The sequence below is a fragment of the Pseudomonas sp. RT6P73 genome, assembly GCF_054897715.1.
Genome location: NZ_JBUBUV010000002.1, coordinates 6,466,188 through 6,490,262, shown reverse-complemented (window position 1 = coordinate 6,490,262; position 24,075 = coordinate 6,466,188). Strand labels below are relative to the sequence as shown.

The following is a 24,075-nucleotide window of genomic DNA, read 5'->3' as shown; positions in this document are numbered from 1 at the left end:
CCAATTGCTTACCTCCCCCGCCTCTGCCACAATCGCGAACAATTCTCGTTAGTTAACACTTCCCAATCGGTGATGCTGCGTGTCGTCAGTCCAAAGCCCCCAAAGTGAGCTCGTTGGTGCGTTGTATCGCGACCATCGCGGTTGGCTATTGGCTTGGCTGCGTCGCAATGTGGCCTGTCCGCAACGGGCCGAAGACCTCAGTCAGGACACCTTCGTGCGGTTGCTCGGCCGTGATGAGCTGAAGGAGCCTCGCGAACCTCGGGCGTTTCTGGTGGCGATCGCCAAGGGCTTGCTGTTCGACTATTTCCGTCGCGCAGCGCTGGAACAGGCCTACCTCACCGAATTGATGCTGATCCCCGAAGGTGAACAACCGTCAGTGGAAGAACAGCAGTTGATCCTCGAAGACCTGAAAAACATCGACCGACTGCTCGGCAAGCTCTCAAGCAAGGCCCGGGCAGCGTTTCTCTATAGCCGTCTCGACGGCCTCGGCCATGCGGAAATCGCCGAGCGCCTGAGCGTGTCGGTGCCCCGGGTTCGCCAATACCTGGCCCAAGGCATTCGTCAGTGCTACATCGCGCTGTACGGTGAGCCGGTATGAGCCCGGTCAGCTCCAAACCGGTGTCGGCCCATGTATTGGATGCCGCGATTGCCTGGCAATTATCCCTGGATTCCAGCAACCCGGTGGAGCGCGAAGAATTTGCCAAATGGCACGCCGCCCACGAGGAACATGCCCGAGCCTGGCGCCAACTGGGCATGCTCGACCAGCGTTTCAGCGTCGCCAGCGGCCCGGCTCGCACGGCGTTACTGCAATCGCGCGAAAGCATCCGTCGTCGGGTACGCAAGCTTGGCAGCGGCCTGGCCAGCATCGTCGCAGTGATCGGGCTGGCACTGTTCGCCGGTGATCGTTATCTGCCCATCGACTATTGGCTGGCCGACCAGCGCACCGCCACCGGCGAGCAGCGCACCCTGCGCCTCACCGACGGCACGCAGATCAACCTCAACACCCACAGCGCCGTGGACGTGCGCTTCGATGAGAAGCAGCGGCTGATCATCCTTCAGGAAGGGGAAATTCTCGTCGAAACCGGTCATGGCGATACCCGGCCGTTCATCGTCGAAACCCGTGAAGGCAGCATGCGCGCGCTGGGCACGCGGTTCCTGGTCAAGCGCGAGGATGAGGGCACGCGACTGAGCGTGTTGCAGTCCGCGGTGGCCGCCCATCCGCTGTCGAGTCCTGAAGAGCAGATCCTGCGTGAAGGCCAGCAAGTGCTGATGCGCAGCAACGGCCTGGGCCCCATCGTCGCGATGAACCTCGGCGCCGATGCCTGGACTCGCGGCATGCTGGTGGTGGACAACGCACGACTGGAAGATCTTGTGCACGAACTCGGTCGTTATCGACGCGGGCACTTGGGCGTTGCACCGGAGATCGCTGACCTGCGGATCACCGGCAGCTTCCCGCTGCACGACACCGACAAGGCCCTGAGCGCGCTGCTGCCGACGCTGCCGGTGCAGATTGAACAGCACACGCCGTGGTGGGTGACGGTGGCGAAGGCTGAAACCAGGCCCTGAGAAGGTTGCCGTCTGAGCGGACGCCATCGCGGGCAAGCCACGCTCCCACAGGGTTTTGTGTCATTTACAGATTTCCTGCTGGACACAAAACCTGTGGGAGCGTGGCTTGCCCGCGATGGGGCCATCCGCCTCACCCTAGAAATTCATCTTGTTTACTGAATAGAAATTATTTTCATCCAGCCCTATCACTTTTGGATTCTCGTTCGGCACCTAGGCAATTGAGAAATATTTCCATTCAGGAGCCGCTGTATGTCCCGTTCGCTAGACACCTTGTTGCGCCCCAGCTTGCTGGCAGTCGCCATTGCCCTTTGCACGCCCTTGGCCAGCACTCAGCTCATCGCCGCTGAACAGGCGTCCAGCGTTCGCGCCTACAACCTGCCGGCCGCGCCACTGGCCAGCACTTTGAACCAGATCGCCAGCCAGGCGGGCCTCACGCTGTCGTTGAATCCGTCCCTGGCCGCTGGTAAAACCTCGGCTCCGGTCAAGGGTCAGTTCGACGCCGCCAGCGCCCTGCGTGAAGCCTTGCGCGGCACCGGCCTGCAACTGGAACAGAGCAGCGCCGGCACCTACAGCCTGGTCGCCATTCCCGAGGGCACGCTGGCCCTGCCGGAAACCGCCGTCATCGGTGTCGAAAATACTGAAAGCGCCTGGGGCCCGGTGGAAGGCTACGTCGCCACGCGCACCGCAGCCGGCACCAAGACCGACACCGCGCTGGTCGAAGCACCGCGCTCGATTTCGGTCGCGACCCGCCAGCAAATGGAAGATCGCAATGTGCAGAATCTCGATGACGCCGTGCGCTACATGCCCGGCATCGTCGCCAGCAGCTACGGCAGCGACACCCGCGCTGACTGGCTGCGGGTACGGGGTTTCGAACCGACCCAGTTCCTCGATGGCCTGCCTCTGCCAAAAGGCACGTACGCCAACCCGAAACAGGAAACCTGGAACCTCGATCGCCTCGCCCTGCTGCGCGGCCCGGCGTCGTCGGTTTACGGCCAAACCCCGCCGGGCGGCCTGCTGGACATGGTCAGCCGCCGTCCCACCGCCGAAGACAGCCATGAGATCCAGCTGCAATACGGCAGCGACAACCAGCGCCAGATCAACTTCGCCAGCACCGGCAAGATCGATGACGAAGGCCAGTTCCTCTACAGCCTGAGCGGCGTGGTGCGCGACAGCGGCACGCAGATCGACCACGTCGACAACAAGCGCTACAACATTGCGCCGAGCCTGACCTGGAACATCGACGAAGACACCAGGTTCACCTTGCTCACGCAATTCACCCGTGACGATACCGGCATCACCAGCCAGTTCCTGCCGGTGCAAGGCACCAAGATCGACATGCCGTTCGGCAAGGTGTCCCATCACAAGAACCTCGGCGACCCGGATTGGGAATACTACGACCGCACCTACTACGCGCTGGGCTATGCGTTCGAACATCGCTTGAACGACGTCTGGCAGTTCAAGCAGAACCTGCGTTACACCAAATCCGATCTGTCGTTCCAGGGACTCACCGTCGGTTCGTATCCGTTCACCCAAGTGGATAACGAAGGCAACGTCGGGCGCACCAGCACCACCGTCGATGAGGACATCAGCCAGTTCGCCGTGGATAACAATTTCCAGGTCGACTTCGCCACCGGCGATGTCCGTCACACCCTGCTGTTGGGTCTCGACCACCAGCGCAGCAACACCAACTACACCTCGATTTTCGGCGACGGGCTGACCACCAACGTCAACAACCCGATCTATGGCCAGCCGATCGTTCGTCCGCCGCGCTCCACCGCGTTCTACGACTACAACCAGAAGACCTACCAGACCGGCCTGTACGTGCAGGATCAAATGGCCCTCGACCAATGGCGCCTGACCGTCGGCGGACGCGAGGATTGGGTCCACACCAGCACCGAGTTCTTCAACAAGGGCGACGCCACCAACACCGAGCGCGACAAGGCCTTCAGCGGCAACGCGGCGATCAGCTACGTCTTCGACTCGGGCTTTGTGCCGTACCTGTCGTACGCCGAATCCTTCCAGCCGACGACTGGCGCATCAGCCTCCAGCACCGAATCGTTCAAGCCGACCGAAGGCAAGCAGTGGGAATTGGGCATCAAGTATCAGCCGCCGGGCAGCAACACCCTGCTCAGTGCGGCGGTGTATGACTTGACCCAGAAAAACGTCTCGGTCACCACCACTGTCGGCGCCACACCGATCACCAGCCAGACCGGCGAAGTGAAGGTCAAGGGCCTGGAGCTGGAAGCGGTGTCCGACGTCACCGAAAACTTGAAGATCATCGCTGCCTACACCCTGGCCAAATCCGAAGTGCAGAAAGGCGACAACAAGGGCAACCGCCTGCAATTGATGCCTAACCAACAGGCTTCGCTGTGGGCCGATTACACCTGGCACGCAGGCGTGCTCGACGGTTTCGGCATTGGTGCCGGCGCTCGCTACACCGGCAACACCTACGGCGATCAGGGCAACACCTGGCTGGGCAAGGCCGATGCCTATACCGTGTTCGACGCGGCGGTCCATTACGACCTCGGCCGTCTGGACAACAGCCTCAAAGGCGCGTCGCTGGCACTGAACGCCACTAACCTGCTGGACAAGGATTACATTTCCACCTGTGACAGCTTCTACTGCTACTACGGCGACCAGCGCAGCGTCGTCGCCAGTGCAACGTACAAGTGGTAATTGCCTAGCTGAAACGCTCCAAAACCCAAGCCGTCCTTCGAGGACGGCTTTGGTATTTCTAAAGGCCATGAAATGAAAAGCAAAACAATTCGCCGCTGGTCCTTTGTCCACACCTGGACCAGCCTGATCTGCACGGTGTTTCTGCTGATGCTGGCATTGACCGGCCTGCCGTTGATCTTTCACCACGAGATCGACCACCTGCTGGGCGATGCCGCCGAGTTGAAGCAAATGCCGGCGGAGACCCCGCAACTGAATTTGCAGCAGTTGGTGCAGGCGGCGGAAAAACATCGCCCCGGTGAAGTCATGCAGTATTTCGGCTTTGACGAGGAAGAGCCCAACGCGGCGATCGCCATCATGGCGGCCACCGCCGGTACCGAACCCAATTCGTCCCACACCTTCATGCTCGACGCCCGCACCGGCGAAGCACTGGAAATGCCGTCAGCCAACGGCGGCTTCATGATGGTGATGCTGCGCCTGCACGTGGACATGTTCGCCGGCCTGCCTGGCAAATTGTTGCTGGCGTTCATGGGGCTGATGTTTGTCGCGGCCATTGTTTCCGGGACGGTGCTTTACCTGCCGTTCATGCGCCGCTTGAAATTCGCCACCGTGCGCCAGGACAAATCCACCCGCCTGCGCTGGCTCGATCTGCATAACCTGATCGGCGTGGTCACCCTGACCTGGGCGCTGGTGGTCGGTGTGACCGGCGTGATCAGTGCCTGCGCCGACCTGCTGATCGCCGCCTGGCGCAACGACGCCCTGAGCGCGATGATCGCGCCGTATCGCGATGCGCCACCGCTGACGCACCTGGCGCCCGCGACCCGTCTGCTCGACATCGCCAAGGAAGTCGCCCCGGGCATGCAACCCGATTTCATTGCGTTCCCCGGCACACGGTTTTCCAGCGAACACCATTACGCCGTGTTCATGAAAGGCAGCACCCACCTGACATCGCACTTGCTGACCCCAGTGCTGATCGACGCCAGTACCCTGCACGTCACGGCGGTGGCCGAACGACCGTGGTACATGGACGCCATGGGCATGTCGCAACCCTTGCACTTCGGTGATTACGGCGGCATGCCGATGAAAATCCTCTGGGCGACCCTGGATGTGCTGACCATCATCGTGCTGGGCAGTGGGGTTTATCTGTGGGTGGTGCGGCGCAAGGCAGCGAAACCTGTACTCGAACAAGCGGAGGCGCAAGCATGAGGCCGCGACAGTCGAACTTCTGGAAGGTCTTTGCCACGCCTACCGTGATTGCCCTCCTCAGTGCCGCAGGGTTGTTCGCCGCGTTGCTGGGTGATGGCGTATGGGATGGCTTGAGCTGGCTTGGCTTGGGCGTCCCCGCCGTGCTTGCCTTGCGTGGCCTTCTGCAACGCCGCTGATTTACATCGCTTCGCGGACCACCGCTGCTTCAAAGAAATTCGCAAATTCTTGTAGCAGCTGTCGAGCCCCAGCGAGGCTGCGTTCGGTCGCGCAGCGGCCGCAGTCCGGCAAACGCGGTGCGCCTGAAAGATCACTGTTGCAGGATTTACGACTGCTTCGCCCGAACGCGGACCGAGCCGGACGCAGCCTCGCTGGGGCTCGACAGCTGCTACAGAACTCCGACCAACACGGCAGTTATACGACAACACGCAGCCAACTGCCTGAACCTGCTCCCACAGGTTTTTGAACCTTCGCTGGTCATCTTGAGCTATTGCTTCAACACGCTATGCTGCCCAGCACTGCCCAATACCGAGACGCTGCCATGTCCGCCCCCAGCATGACCCTGTTCCACAATTCGCTATCGCCCTTCGTTCGCAAAGTCATGGTGCTGCTGCACGAAACCGGTCAGACCGACCGCGTGGCGCTGCAAGACTGCGTGCTCACGCCGGTAAGCCCGGACCAGACCCTCAACGAAGACAACCCACTGGGCAAGATCCCGGCCCTGCGCCTGGCCGACGGCAATGTCATCCATGACAGCCGGGTGATCCTCGATTACCTCGACCATCAACACGTCGGCAACCCGCTGATACCCCGCGAAGGCTCGGCCCGCTGGCGCCGTTTGACCCTGGCTTCCCTGGCCGACGGGATCATGGACGCTTCGGTGATGGTTCGGTATGAAGTGGCTCTGCGCGCCCCGGAGAAACACTGGGACGCATGGCTCGATGGCCAGCGCGACAAGATTCGTCGCGCCCTGGCGCTGTTGGAGAAGGATGCGATTGCCGAGCTGACCAGCCATTTTGATGTGGCGGCTATCAGCGTGGCGTGTGCGTTGGGTTACCTCGACTTGCGCCATCCGGATCTGAAATGGCGCGAGGCGAATCCGCAGCTGGCGGCCTGGTATTTCGAGGTGAGTCAGCGGCCTTCGATGGTGGCGACGATGCCGAAGGTTTAAGTCTTCGCTGAATGTTCCGACCTCATCGCGAGCAGGCTCGCTCCCACAGTTGGTTATTGGTGTTCACAGGATTTGTGTTCACTGGAGATCCCTTGTGGGAGCGAGCCTGCTCGCGATGGCACCACACCGGATCAACTGGAAATAACCGCAATATCAGCGTCGCCAACACCTCCCCTTCCCGCTGATCCTCGCGCAACCCCAGCGACCGGCTCATTCCACCGCCCCGATAACAAACGCCAACGGCTTGGCCGATTTTTGCCCGATCCCGTACCAATCCAGCTTGCGGGTCAGCACCATGAACACACCGAGCAAACCGAACAGCAACAACGAGCCCATCAACAGCGCGTAATCCTCGGCACTCAACAAGCCGTAGAGCAAGCCATACAAAGCCGCCAACCCCGCCGAAAAGCTCAAGCCGTGACGCACGCTGCGCAGCACATGGCAGACATAAAACCCGATCAACAATACGCAGCCACCCGCCGACAACAGATAGGCCAGGGCAAAACCGATGTGCTCCGACAGCGACAGCAGCAACAGGTAGAAGAACGCCAGCGCCACGCCCACCAATGCATATTGCACCGGGTGCACCGCGAGGCTTTTCAGCACTTCGAAGAGGAAGAATCCGGCGAAGGTCAGGACGATGAACAGCAGCGCATATTTGATTGCCCGATCGCTCTTCAGGTACTGGTCCACCGGGTCGATGAAACTCACGCCAAAGCTGCGGCCGTTGTACGCCTCGCAACCACCACCGGACACACAACTGCTCAGCGCTTCTTGCAGATTGGTGGAGAAAAACGAGGTCTGCCAGTTGGCGGTGAAACCCTGATCGGTGACTTCACGCTGGGCCGGCAGGTAATTGCCGATGAAGCTTGGATGCGGCCAGTTGGCGCTCAACGACACTTTGCTGGTCTTACCCACTGGAAGGATCTGCAACTGACCGGTGCCTTGCAGCCGCAGGTCGAAACCGAAGGTCAATTCCGTCGCTTGTCTGGCATCCAGCGCCGGCAGCGTCACGTGTACACCTTCGCCTAGCCAGCCCACCTGAGTGCCCGGAACAAAGTCCAGACGCTGGTCGTTGAGTTCGAGTTTCAGGGCGTTCTCGATACCGCGAATATCGCTGATGCCGACGGCCAGAAACGGTTGATCGAACTGGTAATCGGCGAAGTCTTCCTTGATGCCCAGTTGCGCCGGGACCGAGAAATGCCCACTGATGCGGTTATCGGCGTGGAACAGCCGCGCCTCATAAATGCCTCGGGAACGCAGTTCGGTCTGCACCTGGCCGTCGAGCTCGAAACGCTCCGGGAGGAAATACAGACGCCCGCGCTCTTCACCGACTTCCTGGTAGCGCTCGTTGGTTTTTTCGTTGAGTTTCCAGGTGCGCACCACTTTGCGGTACGGCACCACCATCAGCGGCCCGCTCAATTGCTGGCTGTAGCTGGAACTGCGGGCAATGTCTTCGAGCACACCGTCGCGCAGTTGCTGGCGGTCCTGGATGACGCCGTTGATCATCAGCAACGGGATGAGCAATAACAGAATCAGAAGGGCAATGGCCCCGAGTTTTATGGTCAGGCTGCGGTTCATGGGACTCTCCCTGTTTGGATGGGGGAGAGTCTGGAATGGGTGTGTGGGGGATTTATGGGGGGAATATGGAGATTATGTGGAGACTGGACCGGCCCCATCGTCGGAACGCCGCCCGGAGCAAGCTCACTCCTACACTGGATCTGCAGTGTTTGCAGATTTTGTGTCCTCCATAGATCACCTGTGGGAGCGAGCCTGCTCGCGATGGCCGCGACTCGGTCCTAAGCCAGGCGCAACCTGACTTCGACACCGCCCTCGACATTGCCAATGCTCAACGACCCACCATGCAACTTGACCACTTCTTCCACAAAGTTAAGCCCCAACCCTGTGCTCTTGCGCCCACTGTCCGGTCGCGGCAGCGAGTAAAAACGCTCACTCAAACGCGGCAACGCATAGTCGGGAATCGCTTCGGCCTGGTTGAACAGCCTGAATTCGATCTGCTCCCCGACACGCCCGGCGCTGAATCGCAGCACACCTTCGGCAGGGGTGAAATCCAACGCATTCTCCAGCAGATTCCCCAACGCCTGACGCAACAGAAACGGCTCGCCATGCAGGTTCATGTCCGGCGCAATCTGCTGTTCCACGCGCAACTTCTTGCCTTCGATCCGCGCAGCCTGGGCGTTGAGCAACTCATCGACCAAAACCGCCAACGGCACCGCCACCCGCTCTTCCAGCCCTTGGCGCTGTTCAACCTGGGCCAGGTTCAGCAGCCGTTCGATCAACTGCTGCATCCGCACACTTTCGCTGTCGATGTTGCTGACGAAACGCTGCTGCTGAGCCAACGGCATTTCACCTTGCAGCAATTCCGCCGCACCCCGAATCGCCGCCAGTGGGCTTTTCAATTCGTGAGTCAGGGTGTGCACGTAACGCTCGACGTAGGCTTTGCCTTCCAGCTGCGTTCGCATCTGTTCCACCGCCGTCGCCAGTTGCTCCAGCTCCCCGCCACGATAATGCGGCACCTCGACGCGCCGGCCTTCACTCACTGCCTGCGCATAAGCGGTCAACCGCCGTAGCGCCGCGCTCAACCACCACGACAACAACGCGCCGAACAGCAGACCCAGGCCGATCAGCCCCGCGCCATAGGCGAGCAATCGACGTTCGGTGCGATCCACGTAAGGCTGCAACGAACTGTTGGGCTTGGCCACGGTGACCACGCCGATAATCTGGCCGTTGTCGCGAATCGGTGCGCCGACGTGCATCACGGAGGAGTTCGCATCGTTCGGATCGCTGCGGGTGGAACGCGCGCCGTATTCACCGCGCAACGTCAGGTAGACGTCGTTCCAGCGCGAGTAATCCTGCCCCACCGCCGTGCCACTGGAGTCCAGCACCACGATGCCTTTGGCGTCGGTGACGTAGATGCGGTGGTTGACCTGGTTCTTCGGCAAGCCCCAGATGCTCGCCTTCGGCTGCCGCTCGCCGTAAGCCTTGAGCAGCTCGGGCCAGCGGTTCTGGTTGAGGGTGCCGGCCTTGAAGTCGTCACGCAGGATCTCGGCCATCAGGTTGGCGGTGTCCACCAGGGTTTCTTCAGTGGACTGGCGCACCCCGGGGCGGATTTCTTCCATCACGGTGTTGAGCACGAAGTAACCGGTCAGGCCGATGAACAGCACGTAGACCAGGAAAATCCGGATCCCCAGCGGCATCAGCTGTGCCCCGGGCTGTAGCTGTAACCGAGGCCGCGATGAGTCTGGATCGGCTCGGCGTCAGCCTTCACCAGACGCAATTTGGCGCGCACGCTTTTAATGTGGCTGTCGATGCTGCGCTCGTAACCGGCATCGGCGGCGACACCCAGCGCATCGAGCAATTGCTCGCGACTGAAGACCCGTTCGGGTTGTTCCAACAGGCATTGCAGCAGGCGGAATTCGTGCCGTGTGAGGCTCAAGGGTTGATTGCGATAGCTGATCTGTACCCGTTCGCTGTCGATCCGAAACAGCGTCGATGAGACTTCAGCCACCGGTCGCGGCGCCATGCGCTTGAGAATCGCCCGGACCCGCGCCGCGACCTCCCGGGGGCTGAACGGCTTGACCACGTAGTCGTCGGCGCCGATTTCCAGGCCCACCACGCGGTCGATTTCCGCATCACGGGCGCTGAGGAAGATCACCGGCACTTCGCTGAAACGCCGCAGTTGCTTGCAGGTCTCGAAGCCACTGATGTCCGGCAGGCCAATGTCGAGAATGATCAGGTCGGCCGGGGTCTGGCGCTGATGCTCCAGTGCAGCCGCGCCGAGGCTCAACCAGGTGGTGGTGAACCCCTCGCCCTGCAACGCGAATATCAGGGTGTCGGCAATCGCCGCTTCGTCTTCGACTATCAGGATATGAGGCATGGCGTCCGAGCCCGGCAGTTAAGTGGGCGAACGGTGCCCCAAGCCTCACATTCCGTCAATCAGCAGTCGGGTTTGTCGGCCGTGAAACGCCGCGCCGGGTTTACCGCCGCGTTGAATTCACGCAAGGCCTTGGCACCGATCAACAACGGGTAATTGAAGCTGCTGCGGTCGGTGAGGTTGACCTCCACGGTGCGCTTGACGTTGCCCAGGCACAGTTCCAGATCGACCACCGGACGCTTGGTGGGCTCGATAGCTTCCTTGTCATCCTCGTCTTCTTCGGAGCGGGTCTTGATCTTGCTGATCCGCGCGACCTTGTGCTCGTAGACCTTGTTGCTCGCGTCTTTGGTGGCGAGGCGGAAACGCACCCACTCGTCGCCGTCGCGGGTGAAGGTTTCGATGTCCTTGGCCGACAGCGACGCCGTCAGGGCACCGGTGTCCATTTTGGCTTTAAGGACTTCGCCGCCGATTTCCGGCAGCGCAATGTATTCGTAACGCCCGTACAGCGTCGGCTCAGCGGCCAGGACCGGCAGGGCCACGAGGGAAAGCAGTGCAAGGAGGGATTTCACGTAATGGGCATCCATAAGGGAGTGGGCAGCGAGATTTTAGACCGTCAGTGAGCAATTCGTTCGTTCCTGAAATCGCATCGCGGGCAAGCCACGCTCCCACAGGATTTTGGGTTCACTACAAATAGGTGACCAGCACAGATTTTCTGTAGGAGCGAGGCTTGCCCGCGAAGAGGCCGGATCAATCACCACAACAGCCTGACCTGTTCAAATTCGTTCAAGCATACCGCCGAAAAGGTGAAACATTTGTCACCGCCGATTTGGCCTGTCGCCCGAAGCTGCTTATCATTGCGCGCCCAAATGCTTTCAAGTGTTACTTATGCGCCGCCTGCTCACCGGCTGTTTCGTTACCCTGCTGCTGTTGCTCAACACCTTGGTCCTGTTCGGGCCGCTGATGGTGTTTGCCCTGCTCAAACTGATCCTGCCCGGGCGTTTTCGCGACTACGCCTCGTCGGCGGTGATGTGGATCGCCGAAACCTGGGCCGAAATCGACAAGCTGATCTTCCGTCTGTGCATCCCCACCCAATGGGACATCCGTGGCGGCGATGACCTGCGCCGCGACACCTCGTACCTGGTGATCAGCAACCATCAATCCTGGGTCGATATCCCGGCGCTGATCCAGACCCTGAATCGCCGCACGCCGTTCTTCAAGTTCTTCCTCAAGAAAGAACTGATCTGGGTACCGTTTCTGGGCCTGGCATGGTGGGCCTTGGACTATCCGTTCATGAAGCGCTACACCAAGGCATTCCTGGCGAAGCACCCTGAGCTGGCCGGCAAGGATCTGGAAATCACCAAGGCAGCGTGCGAGCTGTACAAGCGTCAACCGGTGACCGTGGTCAATTATCTGGAAGGCACCCGATACACCGGGGAGAAAAGCGCTCAGCAGCAATCACCGTTCACTCACTTGCTCAAGCCCAAGGCTGGCGGCGTGGCGTTTGTACTGGCGGCGATGGGCGAACAGCTGGACGCCGTTCTCGATGTGACGGTGGTGTATCCGCAGCAGCAGAGCCCAGGGTTTTGGGACTTGATCAGCGGCAACGTGCCGAGGGTCATCATCGACATCAAGACCCGCGAACTCGACCCGGCGCTGTGGCAAGGCGACTACGAAAACGATCCGCAGTTTCGCGAAACGATCCAGAACTGGGTCAACCAGCTCTGGATCGAGAAGGATCAACGCATCGACGCTTTACGCGCCGGGTATCGCTAGATCAACTACCGGTGCCGGCGCCCCAGATCCCGCCCAGGCTTTCCAGCAGCGAACCGCCGACGCCCTGCTGACCGAGGTACTGCAGAAGCACCGGGGCAAACTGGCCGATCATGCCGCTGTCCATCCCCAATGCGCTGAAAGCATTGTTCAGATCGTTGGTGTTCTTTACGGCGCCCAACGCGTTTTCCAGACCGGCCGATTTACCAGACGATCCGAGCAATCCAGCGAGGGCACCCAGTTGACCGCCGCCGGACAGCTTGTCGATACCCGGTACGCTTTTCGCCAATTCCGAATAGTCAGTCGAACTCAACTGATTCTTGGCCAGCCCCAACATCGCCGCGGTGCCACCGACGGCTTGCTCGGGTTTTACATTCAACTGCGACGTCAGCGCGCCAAGCAGCCCGGCGGTTTCCTGTGTCGGAGCGGCGGCAGTGGCTGCGTTACCGCCCTGCATGCTCGAGGCCGCTTTGGTGACATCTTCCAGGCTGAAACCGGCGAAGACCGGGCTGGCCGCGAGGGTCATCAGAGAGGCCAGTGCAAAACCGCGTGAAATCTTCATCCAGACATCCTCTTGCGCCATGAAAACCGCCCGTTGAGCGGACGGGAAAACTGCCGGTTTGACCGGGGTTTGGGTTCGTCGTTCCTTATAGCGGCAGGCATTTTTACCTCCGAAACGAAGTAGATGTATCGCTCGGAATAAAAAAGCTTACATGGCGCTATTAAAAAAATTTTCGTTACATCGAACTAATCTAATACCTGTCAGATCTGACAGTTGCAACCCATCCAGAGCCCAACTTAAGCTTAATTCGTGACAACACAACTGAGTATTGGCCGCTACATAGTTGCTAGCCCATCTTCGCTTCAAATACGTAGGAAGCATCAATATGTCGAACAGACAAACGGGTACCGTTAAGTGGTTCAACGACGAAAAGGGCTTCGGATTTATCACCCCTCAATCAGGTGACGATCTATTTGTTCATTCCAAAGAAATACAAAGCGAAGGTATAAAAACCCTGAAAGAGGGACAACAAGTGTCATTTATAGCAATACTGCGGCAAAAGGGAATGCAGGCAGAACAAGTGAAAATAATATGAGTTAAAGGTGAACTATTCCCCCCGTCCTCGACAATGCCACCTCGATAACCTTGCACTCCCCGGGCGTTCCGGCGATCAAGGAAGTTTTGACAGAGAGGAGTGAAGCAAAACTGAACTGCAGGGAGAAAAGTTACGTCGGGAAGAAAGAGCTTTAAGGCAGTGGCTGAGTCGAGTGGCCCGTTATGGTTTCAAGACGCGCTGATGGTGTTTTCACCAAAAGGCATTAAAAAATACGCACCCACAACTAAAAACTCTAAAAAACTGTCAAATCTTACAGTAGGCAACACCTTCAAAAATCCTCATTCTGAGTGCTCGAACAACACAACAGGGTGTAATTCAATGCGTAATATTATCGGAATGGCGTTTTTGGCTTTTGGTGTAATGACAGGTAATGCATATGCTGCGGGTACAGACACTTGTCCCAAAGTAAGCGAAATTAAATCATCGGCCTTTAAAAGCGACGATGAAAATATTCCCGACGCTTTCAGGGAAGGTTACAAGTACATCGCGAACGTTGATGGCAAAACATGGACAGGCGTTACTATCGCTACTAATGACGACTATCTTGACAAAAAATACAACCTTAAAGCCGAAAGCTTTGATGGCTCTATCTGCAGCTACGGTGGCACTAAGGTAGTTGAGAACGGTGTGACTGCGGTCCCTTACCTGAAGCTCAAGGCAAGCTAACGCAAAGTGATTTGATTAAAACAAAACGGGCGACTCAAGAGTCGCCCGTTTTTATTTACGCCGCACTAAACAACTTATGCGGATCAATCACAAACTTCTTCGGCACACCCGCATCGAACTCGCCATACCCACGTGGTGCGTCATCCAGGCTGATGTCTTCCACGCCAACAATGTCGGCAATGTGAATGCGATCCCACATGATCGCCTGCATCAGCTGGCGGTTGTGTAGCCTGTGAAATAATAACTCGGCAACCCAATGGTTATAGTGCACAACTGTAAATCTGAACAAATCGTTATTCATACAGCTTCTAAAAGACCACAAACCAATAATAAAATATTATAAAAACCTGTCAGATCTGACAGTAGGCGACACCTGCGAAAATATTCATTCTGAGCGTTCCAACAACACAACAGGATGTAACTCATGCGCAAGTTTATCGGAATGGCGTTTTTGGTTTTTGGTGCAATGACAGGCAATGCTTACGCTGCTGCTGGCACGGAAGTTTGTCCCAAAGTAAGCGAGATCAAATCTTCGCGTTTTACAACCAGCGACCCGAAAATGATCCCCCCTTTCAATCAGGGTTACGAATACACCTCTGCCGCCAATGGCAAAAAGTGGAAAGGTTTCGCAATGGGTACCAACGACGATTTTCTGTCCGATGAGTACAATCTGAAAGCCGAAAGCTATGACGGCTCCACCTGCAGCTACGGCGGCACAACGATCGTAGAGAACGGTGAAACGTCGAGACCCTACCTGAAACTCCATGCAAGCTAACGCAAGTGATTTGATTTGATTTAAACAAAACGGGCGACTCAAGAGTCGCCCGTTTTTATTTACGCCGCACTAAACAACTTATGCGGATCAATCACAAACTTCTTCGGCACACCCGCATCGAACTCGCCATACCCACGTGGTGCGTCATCCAGGCTGATGACTTCCACGCCAACAATGTCGGCAATGTGAATGCGATCCCACATGATCGCCTGCATCAGCTGGCGGTTGTACTTCATCACTGGGGTTTGGCCGGTGTGGAAGCTGTGGGATTTGGCCCAGCCCAAGCCGAAGCGGATGCTCAGGCTGCCCATTTTTGCGGCGGCGTCGACTGCACCTGGATCTTCGGTCACATACAGGCCCGGGATACCGATTTTGCCGGCAACCCGCACTACGCCCATCAGCGAGTTGAGCACGGTGGCCGGGGCCTCGTGTTTCACGCCGTCATGGCCGTGGCCGCGCGCTTCGAAGCCTACGGCGTCGACGGCGCAATCCACTTCTGGCTCGCCCAGCAGTGCAGCGATTTGTTCGTGCAGCGGGGTGTCCAGGGACAGGTCGGCGATTTCGAAACCCTGGGCCTTGGCGTGTGCCAGGCGGACGGTGTTGACGTCGCCGATGATCACCACCGCCGCGCCCAGCAGGCGAGCGGAAGCGGCAGCGGCCAGGCCGACCGGACCGGCACCTGCGATGTACACAGTGCTGCCTGGGCCAACGCCGGCCGTCACTGCGCCGTGGTAACCGGTGGGCAGGATGTCGGAGAGGCAGGTCAGGTCGCGGATTTTTTCCATCGCGCGATCGCGATCAGGCAGTTTCAGCAAGTTGAAGTCAGCGTACGGCACCATTGCGTATTCGGCCTGGCCGCCGGTCCAGTCGCCCATGTCGACATAACCGTAAGCACCGCCCGGACGCGCCGGGTTCACGCTGAGGCAGACACCAGTGTGCATTTCCTTGCAGGAACGGCAGCGCCCGCAAGCCACGTTGAACGGTACGGAAACCAGATCGCCGATCTGCAGGTTCTCGACGTCGCTGCCCTTCTCGATCACTTCACCGGTGATTTCGTGGCCCAGTACCAAACCGGTCTGAGCGGTGGTACGACCGCGCACCATGTGCTGGTCGGAACCACAGATGTTGGTGGAAACCACGCGCAGGATGACAGCATGGTTAATCTTCCTGCCGCGCGGGTCCTGCATTTTCGGATAGTCGATTTTCTGTATTTCGACTTTGCCATTGCCGAGATACACCACACCACGATTGCCAGACATGCTTTCACCTCGCTGTTGTTTTTATGTAGCGGTCGCGTCGCCATGGAGCGGCGGCGCGTTGATTGCTCGGGTACAGATGCTGTTTATGTGTTGCTTGTAATGGCCTCATCGCTAGCAGGCTAGCTCCCACAGTGATTCGGGTGAGCACAGGATTTGTGAACAACCCAAAACCCTGTGGGAGCTAGCCTGCTAGCGATGGCAATCTAAAGAACGACGGTTCTGTTCGCGTTCAAAAACACCCTTCTCTCAATGTGATACCCAACCGCCCGCGCCAACGTCAGCCCTTCAATATCCCGTCCCTTGGCGATCAGATCTTCCGGGTAATGACTGTGATCCACGACCTCTACGCCCTGGGCTATGATCGGGCCTTCGTCCAGGTCGTTGTTGATGTAGTGCGCCGTCGCGCCAACCAGTTTCACGCCCTTGTTGTAGGCCTGGTGATAAGGCTTGGCGCCCTTGAAACCCGGCAGCAGGGAGTGATGGATGTTGATCGCTTTACCGTCGAGTTTGCGGCACAGCTCGGGCGACAGGACTTGCATGTAACGGGCAAGAATCACCAGTTCGGCGCCGGACTCTTCGATCACCTGCAACACCTGGCGCTCCTGAGACGGCTTGTCGTTCGGGTCCAGCGGGAAGTGGTAATACGGAATCTGGTGCCAGTCAGCCAACGGCTTGAGGTCCGGGTGGTTGGAGACCACGGCGGCCACGTCCATCGACAATTGGCCGATGCGCTGGCGGTAGAGCAAATCGTTGAGGCAGTGATCGGCCTTGGAGACCATGATCACCACTTTTGGCCGGTAGTTCGGCGCGGTCAGTTCGAAGATCATGCCGAAGGCTTGGCCACGCTCTTCCAGGCCTGCGCGGAAGGCTCGTTCGTCAAAGCCGTCGGGTTGACGGAATTCCACGCGAATGAAGAAACGGCCCGAGAGCCGGTCATCGAAGGAATGGTGCTCGGTGACGTAGCAGCCCTGCTCGAACAGAAAGCGGGTCACCGCGTCCACGGTGCCGAGGACGCTTGGGCAGTCGGCGGTCAGAATCCATGTGTCTGGGGCGCGGCTCATAGTGCGGTGACTCCTGTTTTTAAGGGCAACCGCTTCGCGGTTGTTCGCGGGCAAGCCTCGCTCCTACAGTTTCGCGTCGTTCGCGGAAAACTCGCACAACTCGATTCTGTAGGAGCGAGGCTTGCCCGCGAAGGCAATCTCAAGCCTGAACGCTCAACCCGTATTCAGCCGCCGCATCCTGCAACCACAACCACCAGTAATCCGAGAAGCTGCGACGAATCAGCAGTTCCCAGGTGTCTTCGGCGGTATGGCGGATCACCAGTTGCGACTTGGCGAACACGGTGCCGACAGCCTTGCCCACCGGGAAGCTGTTGGGGTGCACATCGTAGCTGGTGGACTTCATCAGCACCTGGCGCACGTTCGGGCCGCTCAGTTCGAGGAGTTGCTGGCCTCCGCTGACATTGGTGATCGCGATGTGCAGATCGCCCAGCGCTTCTCGCAGTTTTTGCTCAGCGGCAAATTCTTCACCGGTCGGTACGATCAGCAGCCATTCATCCGGCCCCATCCATTGCAGGCTGGTTTCGCCTTTGACCACGACGGTCAACGCAGCCGGCAATTCGATGCCGAGGGCCTTGTGCACGCCAGCGGCGAAGGCCGCATCGTGGCCATCGCCACGAATGGTCAGGTGGCCGAGGAGTTTTTTCTCACGCACGATCACGCCGGCGCTTTTGCGGCCCTTTCCCACCAGGCTGGCGAGGTCGGCATGATGCAGCGACGACTCGGCCTTGGCCCCGGTGGTTGGGCGTTGTTGGTAAACATTGGCTGTGGTCATAAAGCACCTGTTCCTGAATTCTGTTGGTTCTTGTGGTGGCTGCACTGCCGTCATCGCCAGCAGGCTAGCTCCCACATTCAACCGCGTTCCCCTGTGGGAGCTAGCCTGCTAGCGATTGGTAGCCCGCCCACAGATCTCGAGACCATCAAATGTTCTGGCGATCCCCTTTCGGATCGAAGAACACCGAAGAAACGATTTCCGCCTCGATCACACTGCCATCCGCCAGCGGTGCGAACACACGCTCGCCGATGCGCTTCAAACCGCCCTTCACCACGCCCATGGCAAACGAATAGCCGAGGGAGTTGTGCAGGTAGCTGGAGGTGACGTGACCGACCATGGTCATCGGGATCGTCTGCTTGGTGTTGAACACCAGTTGCGCACCTTCCGGCAGCCATTTGGTCGGATCGATCGGCTTCAGGCCCACCAGCTGTTTGCGCTGATCACGCACGCAGTCTTCACGGTTCATGCCACGCTGGCCGATCCACGAGAACGGTTTGGTGCGACCGACACACCAGCCCATGTTCAGGTCGTCCGGGGTCATCGAGCCGTCGGTGTCCTGACCGACGATGATGAAGCCCTTCTCCGCCCGCAGAATGTGCATGGTTTCAGTGCCGTACGGCGTCAGGTTGTACTGCTTGCCAGCCTCGACGATTTTCTCCAGCACACCCATGGCGTAGTCGGCTTGCACGTTGACTTCGTACGACAGCTCACCGGTAAACGAAATCCGGAACACCCGCGCCGGCACACCGCCGACCAGGCCTTCTTTCCAGGTCATGAACGGGAACGCTTCGTTGCTCAGGTCGATGTCGGTGACTTCGCTGAGCAGCTTGCGGCTGTTCGGCCCGGACAGAGTCATGGTTGCCCAGTGATCCGTCACGGACGTGAAGTACACCTTCAGCTCTGGCCATTCGGTCTGCGAGTAGATTTCCAGCCATTGCAGCACACGTGCCGCGCCGCCCGTGGTGGTGGTCATGACGAAGTGGTTGTCAGCGAGGCAAGCGGTGACGCCGTCGTCGAACACCATGCCGTCTTCTTTGCACATCAGGCCGTAACGGGCCTTGCCCACGTCGAGCTTGGTCCAGGCGTTGGTGTAGATGCGGTTGAGGAACTCGCGCGCATCCGGGCCTTGAATGTCGATCTTGCCGAGCGTCGATGCGTCCAGCAGGCCAACGCTGTCGCGCACGGCTTTGCATTCGCGTTTGACGGCGGTGTGAATGTCTTCACCGTTTTTCGGGAAGTACCAAGGACGCTTCCACTGACCGACGTCTTCGAACTCGGCGCCGTTCTTCACGTGCCAGTGATGCAGCGCGGTGTGACGCACAGGTTCGAAAATGTGCCCACAGTGACGGCCGGCCACGGCGCCGAAAGTCACCGGCGTGTAGTTCGGACGGAACATCGTGGTGCCCATCTGCGGGATGGTCACGTTCAACGAACGGGCGGCAATGGCCAGACCGTTGACATTGCCGAGCTTGCCCTGGTCGGTGCCGAAGCCCAGTGCGGTGTAGCGTTTGACGTGTTCGACCGACTCGAAGCCTTCGCGGGTCGCCAGTTCGATGCCGGCCGCAGTGACGTCGTTCTGCAGATCGACGAATTGCTTCGGTCCGCGTGTCGTGCCTTTTTCGTGTGGCACCTGGAACAGCGCCAAGGTTGGCTCTTCGAGACGGCTCAGGGCCTTTGGCAACGTGCCTTCGACCACACTGAAACCGGCTTCGCTGGCTGCGCGAGCGCCGCCTTCAAAACCATCGGCCAGGGAATCGCCGAGGCCATAGACGCCGTTGATGCCACCGACGCACACGCGTTTCTGCGGTGCTTCGCCCGGTACGAAACCGAGGATGTCCTCACGCCAGATCGGCTTGCCGCCCAAGTGCGAAGCCAGGTGAACCACTGGGCTGTAACCGCCAGAAGTGGCGACCAGGTCGCAATCAAGCCACTCGCCAGGACTGGTCACGGCGTGTGCCTTGACATCGATCGCGGCCACGCGAGCGGCAGTCACGTGCTTGCTGCCACGGGCCTCGATCACGGCGCTGCCGGTCAGGATGCGGATGCCTTTGGCACGGGCTTCTTCAACCAGCGCACCGCGCGGATTGCTGCGGGCGTCGGCGATGGCCACGACTTGCAGGCTGGCGTCGAGCCAATCCAGCGCAACGCGGTAGGCGTGATCGTTGTTGGTCGACAGCACCAGTTTTTTGCCCGGTGCCACGCCGTAACGACGCACGTAAGTCGACACAGCGCCGGCGAGCATGTTGCCCGGCACGTCGTTGTTGCCGTAAACCAGTGGACGCTCGTGAGCGCCGGTCGCCAGCACCACACGCTTGGCGCGAACCCGGTGGATGCGCTGACGCACTTGGCCAATCGGTGCGCGGTCGCCGAGGTGATCGGTCAGGCGCTCGTGAATGGTCAGGAAGTTATGGTCGTGGTAACCGTTGACCGTGGCGCGCGGCAACAGCAGCACGTCCGGGGTGTCTTTCAATTCGGCGATGACGCTGGCGACCCACTCGGCCGCTGGCTTGCCGTCGAGGCTTTCGCGGGAGTCGAGCAGGCTGCCGCCGAACTCTTCCTGCTCATCGGCCAGGATCACCCGGGCACCGCTGCGCGCAGCCGCCAATGCAGCGGCCAAGCCAGCAGGGCCACCGCCGACGATCAGCACGTCGCAGTGCTGGTTCATGTAATCGTAGGTGTCCGGATCGTTCTCGGTCGGCGAACGGCCAAGGCCGGCGGCCTTACGAATGTACTTCTCGTAAGTCATCCAGAACGATTGCGGGTACATGAAGGTTTTGTAGTAGAAGCCCGGCGGCATCAGCTTGCCGCCGACCTTGCCGAGAATCCCCATCATGTCGTTGTTCACGCTCGGCCAGCCGTTGGTGCTGGTGGCGACCAACCCTTGATACAGCGCTTGTTGTGTGGCGCGGACGTTCGGGATCTGCGTGGCTTCGGTCGCGCCGATCTGCAGCACGGCGTTCGGCTCTTCAGCGCCAGCAGCAAAGATGCCGCGAGGACGGGAATACTTGAAGCTGCGACCGATGATGTCGACGCCGTTGGCCAGCAGGGCGGCGGCCAGCGAATCGCCTTCAAAGCCTTTGTAGACCTGGCCGTTGAAGGTGAAGCTCAGCACTTTGTTGCGGTCGATCCGTCCGCCGTTGGACAGGCGATTGATCTGGCTCATACCTTCTCTCCCAGAGCCGTCGTGGCCGCTTTCGGGCTATCGGTCTTGTCGGTGAACTGCGGCTTGGCGCCGATCTTGTAGGTCTCGAGAATCTCGTAGGTCACGGTGTCGCGAGTGGCGTTGAAGTACTGACGGCAACCGGCGACGTGATCCCATAGCTCGTGGTGCAGACCGCGAGGGTTATCGCGGAAGAACATGTAGTCGCCCCACTCCTCGTCGGTGCAGTTGGTCGGATCCAGAGGGCGCGGGATGTGCGCCTGACCGGATGCGTGGAATTCCTCTTCGGAGCGCAGTTCGCCGCAGTGAGGACAGAAGATATGCAACATGGGGATTTCTCCTGTTAGTGGGCAACCGCAGCAGCGCCGTGTTCATCGATCAACGCACCGTTGTGGAAACGGTCGATGGAGAAAGGTGCGGCCAATGGGTGCATTTCACCCTTGGCCAGGCTTGCGGCAAACACGTTGCCCGAGCCAGGTGTTGCCTTGAAGCCACCGGTGCCCCAACCGCAGTTGAAGAACATGTTCGGGACCGGGGTTTTCGAGATGATCGGGCACGCGTCCGGCGTGGTGTCGACGATGCCGCCCCACTGCCGGTTCATGCGTACGCGGGACAACACCGGGAACATCTCGACGATGGCCTGGATGGTGTGTTCGATCACCGGGTACGAACCACGCTGGCCGTAGCCGTTGTAGCCGTCGATACCGGCGCCGATCACCAGGTCGCCCTTGTCGGACTGGCTGATGTAACCGTGTACGGCGTTGGACATGATCACGCTGTCGATAATCGGCTTGATCGGCTCGGACACCAGCGCTTGCAGCGGGTGGGATTCGATCGGCAGGCGGAAACCGGCGAGTTTGGCCATGTGCCCGGAGTTACCGGCAGTGACCACACCAACGCGTTTCGCGCCGATGAAGCCTTTGTTGGTTTCAACGCCGATGCACACACCGTTTTCCTTGCGGAAACCGATCACTTCGGTCTGTTGAATCAAATCCACACCCAGTGCGTCAGCGGCACGGGCAAAGCCCCAGGCCACGGCATCGTGACGGGCCACGCCGCCGCGACGCTGGACGGTAGCGCCCATTACCGGGTAGCGGGTGTTCTTGGAGCAGTCGAGGTACGGAATCTCGTCGGCAACCTGTTTGGCATCGAGCAGTTCGCCGTCCACGCCGTTGAGGCGGTTGGCGCTGACCCGACGCTCGGAATCACGGATGTCCTGCAGGGTGTGGCACAGGTTGTAGACGCCACGCTGGGAGAACATCACGTTGTAGTTCAGGTCCTGGGACAGGCCTTCCCACAGTTTCATCGCGTGTTCGTACAGGTGCGCCGATTCGTCCCACAGGTAGTTGGAGCGAACGATGGTGGTGTTGCGCGCGGTGTTACCGCCGCCCAGCCAGCCTTTCTCGACCACGGCCACGTTGGTGATGCCGTGCTCTTTGGCCAGGTAGTAGGCGGTCGCCAGGCCATGCCCGCCACCGCCGACGATGACCACGTCATAGACCTTTTTAGGGGTCGGCGTGCGCCACATTTTCTGCCAGTTTTCGTGATGGCTGAGGGAGTGTTTGAAGAGGCCGAAGCCCGAGTAGCGTTGCATAGTCATTTACTCCAAAACCGCGCTCAGCGATAAACCGGGAAGTCCGCGCACAGTGCCGACACTTGCTGCGCGACATTGGCCTCGACGTCGGCGTCGCCGAGGTTGTCGAGGATGTCGCAGATCCAGCCGGCCAGCGTGACGCACTGGCTGACCTTGAAGCCGCGCGTGGTCACCGCCGGGGTGCCGATGCGCAGGCCGGAGGTCACGAACGGCGACTGTGGATCGTTCGGGACAGCATTCTTGTTCACCGTGATGTGCGAGCGACCGAGTGCTGCATCCGCCTCTTTGCCGGTGAGGCCCTGACGGATCAGGCTGACCAGGAACAGGTGGTTATCGGTGCCGCCGGACACTACATCGTAGCCGCGTTTGATAAACACGCCGGCCATGGCCTGGGCGTTGTCGATCACTTGTTGTTGGTAAGCCTTGAAACCAGGCTCCAGCGCTTCCTTGAAGCACACGGCCTTACCGGCGATCACGTGCATCAGCGGGCCGCCTTGGGCACCCGGGAAGACTGCCGAGTTGAGCTTCTTCTCGATTTCTTCGTTGGACTTGCACAGGATCAGGCCGCCACGCGGACCGCGCAGGGTCTTATGGGTGGTGGTGGTGACCACATCGGCGTACGGCAGCGGGTTCGGGTACAGGCCGGCAGCGACTAAACCTGCGACGTGAGCCATGTCGACGAACAGCAGCGCACCGACCTTGTCGGCGATCTGACGGAAGCGTGGAAAGTCGAGGGTCTTGGAGTAAGCCGAGAAGCCAGCAACGATCATCTTCGGCTTGCATTCGACGGCCAGACGCTCGACCTCGTCGTAGTCGATCAGCCCGGTCTTGGTGTCAATGCCGTACTGCACGGCGTTGTACAGCTTGCCCGAGGACGACACTTTGGCACCGTGGGTCAGGTGACCACCGTGGGCCAGGCTCATGCCGAGAATGGTGTCGCCGGCTTGCAGCAGGGCCAGGTAAACGGCGCTGTTGGCCGACGATCCAGAGTGCGGTTGGACGTTGGCGTAATCGGCGCCGAACAGCTGCTTGGCGCGTTCGATGGCCAGGGCTTCAACCTTGTCGACGTGTTCGCAGCCACCGTAGTAGCGCTTGCCCGGATAGCCTTCGGCGTATTTGTTGGTCAGGCCGCTGCCTTGCGCTTCCATTACGCGTTTGCTGGTGTAGTTCTCGGACGCGATCAGCTCGATGTGATCTTCCTGGCGTTGCTCCTCGGCATTCATCGCCGCCAGCAGTGCATCGTCGTAACCCTGGATCTGGTCTTGCTTGCTGAACATCGCGTCTCTCCCAGCGGCATCTATGCGCCATTCGTCTCGGTAAGGCACTGGTGTTTCGACAGTGCCCTTTGATGCGATGGTATGACCGGCGCAGACAGGCCAAATGCCTACGGAC

Annotated in this window: 22 protein-coding genes and 1 pseudogene; 10 read left to right on the top strand and 13 right to left on the bottom strand. The window is 59.5% G+C overall.

The window, feature by feature from the left end; genetic code table 11:
* Positions 1 to 79: 79 nt before the first annotated feature.
* The 6 genes from ACYZT6_RS29835 to ACYZT6_RS29810 all read left to right on the top strand — a co-directional run bounded on the left by ACYZT6_RS29835 (position 80) and on the right by ACYZT6_RS29810 (position 6,613).
* Positions 80 to 598, top strand: a complete 519-nt coding sequence (locus tag ACYZT6_RS29835; RefSeq protein ID WP_462029740.1) for an RNA polymerase sigma factor — start codon at positions 80 to 82, stop codon at positions 596 to 598.
* Positions 595 to 1,566 carry a FecR domain-containing protein gene (locus ACYZT6_RS29830; protein WP_462029739.1) on the top strand — a complete coding sequence of 324 codons (972 nt, stop codon included), beginning with the start codon at positions 595 to 597 and terminating at the stop codon, positions 1,564 to 1,566. Before ACYZT6_RS29835 ends, ACYZT6_RS29830 begins: the two co-directional genes overlap by 4 nt.
* A 249-nt stretch (positions 1,567 to 1,815) precedes the next feature.
* Positions 1,816 to 4,242, top strand: coding sequence for a TonB-dependent siderophore receptor (locus tag ACYZT6_RS29825; RefSeq protein ID WP_462029738.1), 2,427 nt, complete (start codon positions 1,816 to 1,818; stop codon positions 4,240 to 4,242).
* Between the two features lie 72 nt (positions 4,243 to 4,314).
* Entirely contained in the window at positions 4,315 to 5,445 is a 1,131-nt protein-coding gene (locus tag ACYZT6_RS29820) for a PepSY-associated TM helix domain-containing protein (protein WP_462029737.1), read from the top strand.
* On the top strand, positions 5,442 to 5,621 hold the full coding sequence (locus tag ACYZT6_RS29815; protein ID WP_462029736.1) for a hypothetical protein: 180 nt from the start codon (positions 5,442 to 5,444) through the stop codon (positions 5,619 to 5,621). The genes ACYZT6_RS29820 and ACYZT6_RS29815 overlap by 4 nt, the downstream gene beginning before the upstream one ends.
* 362 nt (positions 5,622 to 5,983) lie before the next feature.
* Complete coding sequence (locus tag ACYZT6_RS29810; protein ID WP_462029735.1) at positions 5,984 to 6,613, top strand: glutathione S-transferase; 630 nt, start codon at positions 5,984 to 5,986, stop codon at positions 6,611 to 6,613.
* A 210-nt stretch (positions 6,614 to 6,823) separates the two neighbouring features.
* On the opposite strand, the gene creD is transcribed toward ACYZT6_RS29810, so the two are convergent.
* From creD to rloA2, 4 genes are all read right to left on the bottom strand, one after another.
* Entirely contained in the window at positions 6,824 to 8,194 is a 1,371-nt protein-coding gene (gene creD, locus ACYZT6_RS29805; RefSeq protein WP_462029734.1) for a cell envelope integrity protein CreD, read from the bottom strand.
* A gap of 218 nt (positions 8,195 to 8,412) precedes the next feature.
* Positions 8,413 to 9,831 (bottom strand): two-component system sensor histidine kinase CreC, encoded by a 1,419-nt coding sequence (gene creC / locus ACYZT6_RS29800; protein WP_462029733.1) that lies wholly within the window; start codon positions 9,829 to 9,831, stop codon positions 8,413 to 8,415.
* Positions 9,831 to 10,511, bottom strand: a complete 681-nt coding sequence (gene creB / locus ACYZT6_RS29795; protein WP_462029732.1) for a two-component system response regulator CreB — start codon at positions 10,509 to 10,511, stop codon at positions 9,831 to 9,833. The genes creC and creB overlap by 1 nt, the downstream gene beginning before the upstream one ends.
* A gap of 59 nt (positions 10,512 to 10,570) precedes the next feature.
* Positions 10,571 to 11,077 (bottom strand): retropepsin-like aspartic peptidase RloA2, encoded by a 507-nt coding sequence (rloA2, locus tag ACYZT6_RS29790; protein ID WP_165557454.1) that lies wholly within the window; start codon positions 11,075 to 11,077, stop codon positions 10,571 to 10,573.
* Positions 11,078 to 11,393: 316 nt separating this feature from the next.
* On the opposite strand from rloA2, the gene ACYZT6_RS29785 reads away from it, so the two are divergent.
* A complete protein-coding gene (locus tag ACYZT6_RS29785) occupies positions 11,394 to 12,281 on the top strand; it encodes an acyltransferase (protein WP_462029731.1) in 888 nt (295 codons plus the stop codon).
* Between the two features lies 1 nt (position 12,282).
* On the opposite strand, the gene ACYZT6_RS29780 is transcribed toward ACYZT6_RS29785, so the two are convergent.
* Positions 12,283 to 12,840: a DUF2780 domain-containing protein gene (locus tag ACYZT6_RS29780; protein ID WP_131060664.1), complete on the bottom strand. Its 558-nt coding sequence runs from the start codon at positions 12,838 to 12,840 to the stop codon at positions 12,283 to 12,285.
* A gap of 325 nt (positions 12,841 to 13,165) precedes the next feature.
* On the opposite strand from ACYZT6_RS29780, the gene ACYZT6_RS29775 reads away from it, so the two are divergent.
* Both ACYZT6_RS29775 and ACYZT6_RS29770 read left to right on the top strand, forming a co-directional pair.
* Positions 13,166 to 13,375 carry a cold-shock protein gene (locus tag ACYZT6_RS29775; RefSeq protein WP_462029730.1) on the top strand — a complete coding sequence of 70 codons (210 nt, stop codon included), beginning with the start codon at positions 13,166 to 13,168 and terminating at the stop codon, positions 13,373 to 13,375.
* Positions 13,376 to 13,534: 159 nt separating this feature from the next.
* Positions 13,535 to 14,062 carry a hypothetical protein gene (locus ACYZT6_RS29770; protein ID WP_462029729.1) on the top strand — a complete coding sequence of 176 codons (528 nt, stop codon included), beginning with the start codon at positions 13,535 to 13,537 and terminating at the stop codon, positions 14,060 to 14,062.
* Between the two features lie 55 nt (positions 14,063 to 14,117).
* Here the strand turns inward: ACYZT6_RS29770 and ACYZT6_RS29765 are convergent.
* Positions 14,118 to 14,288, bottom strand: a pseudogene (locus ACYZT6_RS29765) (formaldehyde dehydrogenase, glutathione-independent); the annotation flags it as partial.
* A 198-nt stretch (positions 14,289 to 14,486) separates the two neighbouring features.
* Here ACYZT6_RS29765 and ACYZT6_RS29760 point away from each other — a divergent pair.
* Entirely contained in the window at positions 14,487 to 14,837 is a 351-nt protein-coding gene (locus ACYZT6_RS29760) for a hypothetical protein (RefSeq protein ID WP_462029728.1), read from the top strand.
* Between the two features lie 59 nt (positions 14,838 to 14,896).
* Here the strand turns inward: ACYZT6_RS29760 and fdhA are convergent, their stop codons facing one another.
* The 7 genes from fdhA to glyA all read right to left on the bottom strand — a co-directional run bounded on the left by fdhA (position 14,897) and on the right by glyA (position 23,960).
* Entirely contained in the window at positions 14,897 to 16,096 is a 1,200-nt protein-coding gene (fdhA, locus tag ACYZT6_RS29755) for a formaldehyde dehydrogenase, glutathione-independent (RefSeq protein WP_007947729.1), read from the bottom strand.
* A gap of 203 nt (positions 16,097 to 16,299) precedes the next feature.
* On the bottom strand, positions 16,300 to 17,157 hold the full coding sequence (gene purU / locus ACYZT6_RS29750) for a formyltetrahydrofolate deformylase (RefSeq protein WP_462029727.1): 858 nt from the start codon (positions 17,155 to 17,157) through the stop codon (positions 16,300 to 16,302).
* 139 nt (positions 17,158 to 17,296) lie between these two features.
* Entirely contained in the window at positions 17,297 to 17,929 is a 633-nt protein-coding gene (locus ACYZT6_RS29745) for a sarcosine oxidase subunit gamma (RefSeq protein ID WP_462029726.1), read from the bottom strand.
* A 145-nt stretch (positions 17,930 to 18,074) separates the two neighbouring features.
* Entirely contained in the window at positions 18,075 to 21,092 is a 3,018-nt protein-coding gene (locus tag ACYZT6_RS29740; protein WP_462029725.1) for a sarcosine oxidase subunit alpha, read from the bottom strand.
* A complete protein-coding gene (locus ACYZT6_RS29735) occupies positions 21,089 to 21,418 on the bottom strand; it encodes a sarcosine oxidase subunit delta (protein WP_109635425.1) in 330 nt (109 codons plus the stop codon). Before ACYZT6_RS29735 ends, ACYZT6_RS29740 begins: the two co-directional genes overlap by 4 nt.
* A gap of 14 nt (positions 21,419 to 21,432) precedes the next feature.
* On the bottom strand, positions 21,433 to 22,683 hold the full coding sequence (locus tag ACYZT6_RS29730; protein ID WP_007947735.1) for a sarcosine oxidase subunit beta: 1,251 nt from the start codon (positions 22,681 to 22,683) through the stop codon (positions 21,433 to 21,435).
* A 23-nt stretch (positions 22,684 to 22,706) separates the two neighbouring features.
* Entirely contained in the window at positions 22,707 to 23,960 is a 1,254-nt protein-coding gene (gene glyA, locus ACYZT6_RS29725; RefSeq protein ID WP_462029724.1) for a serine hydroxymethyltransferase, read from the bottom strand.
* Positions 23,961 to 24,075: the final 115 nt, after the last annotated feature.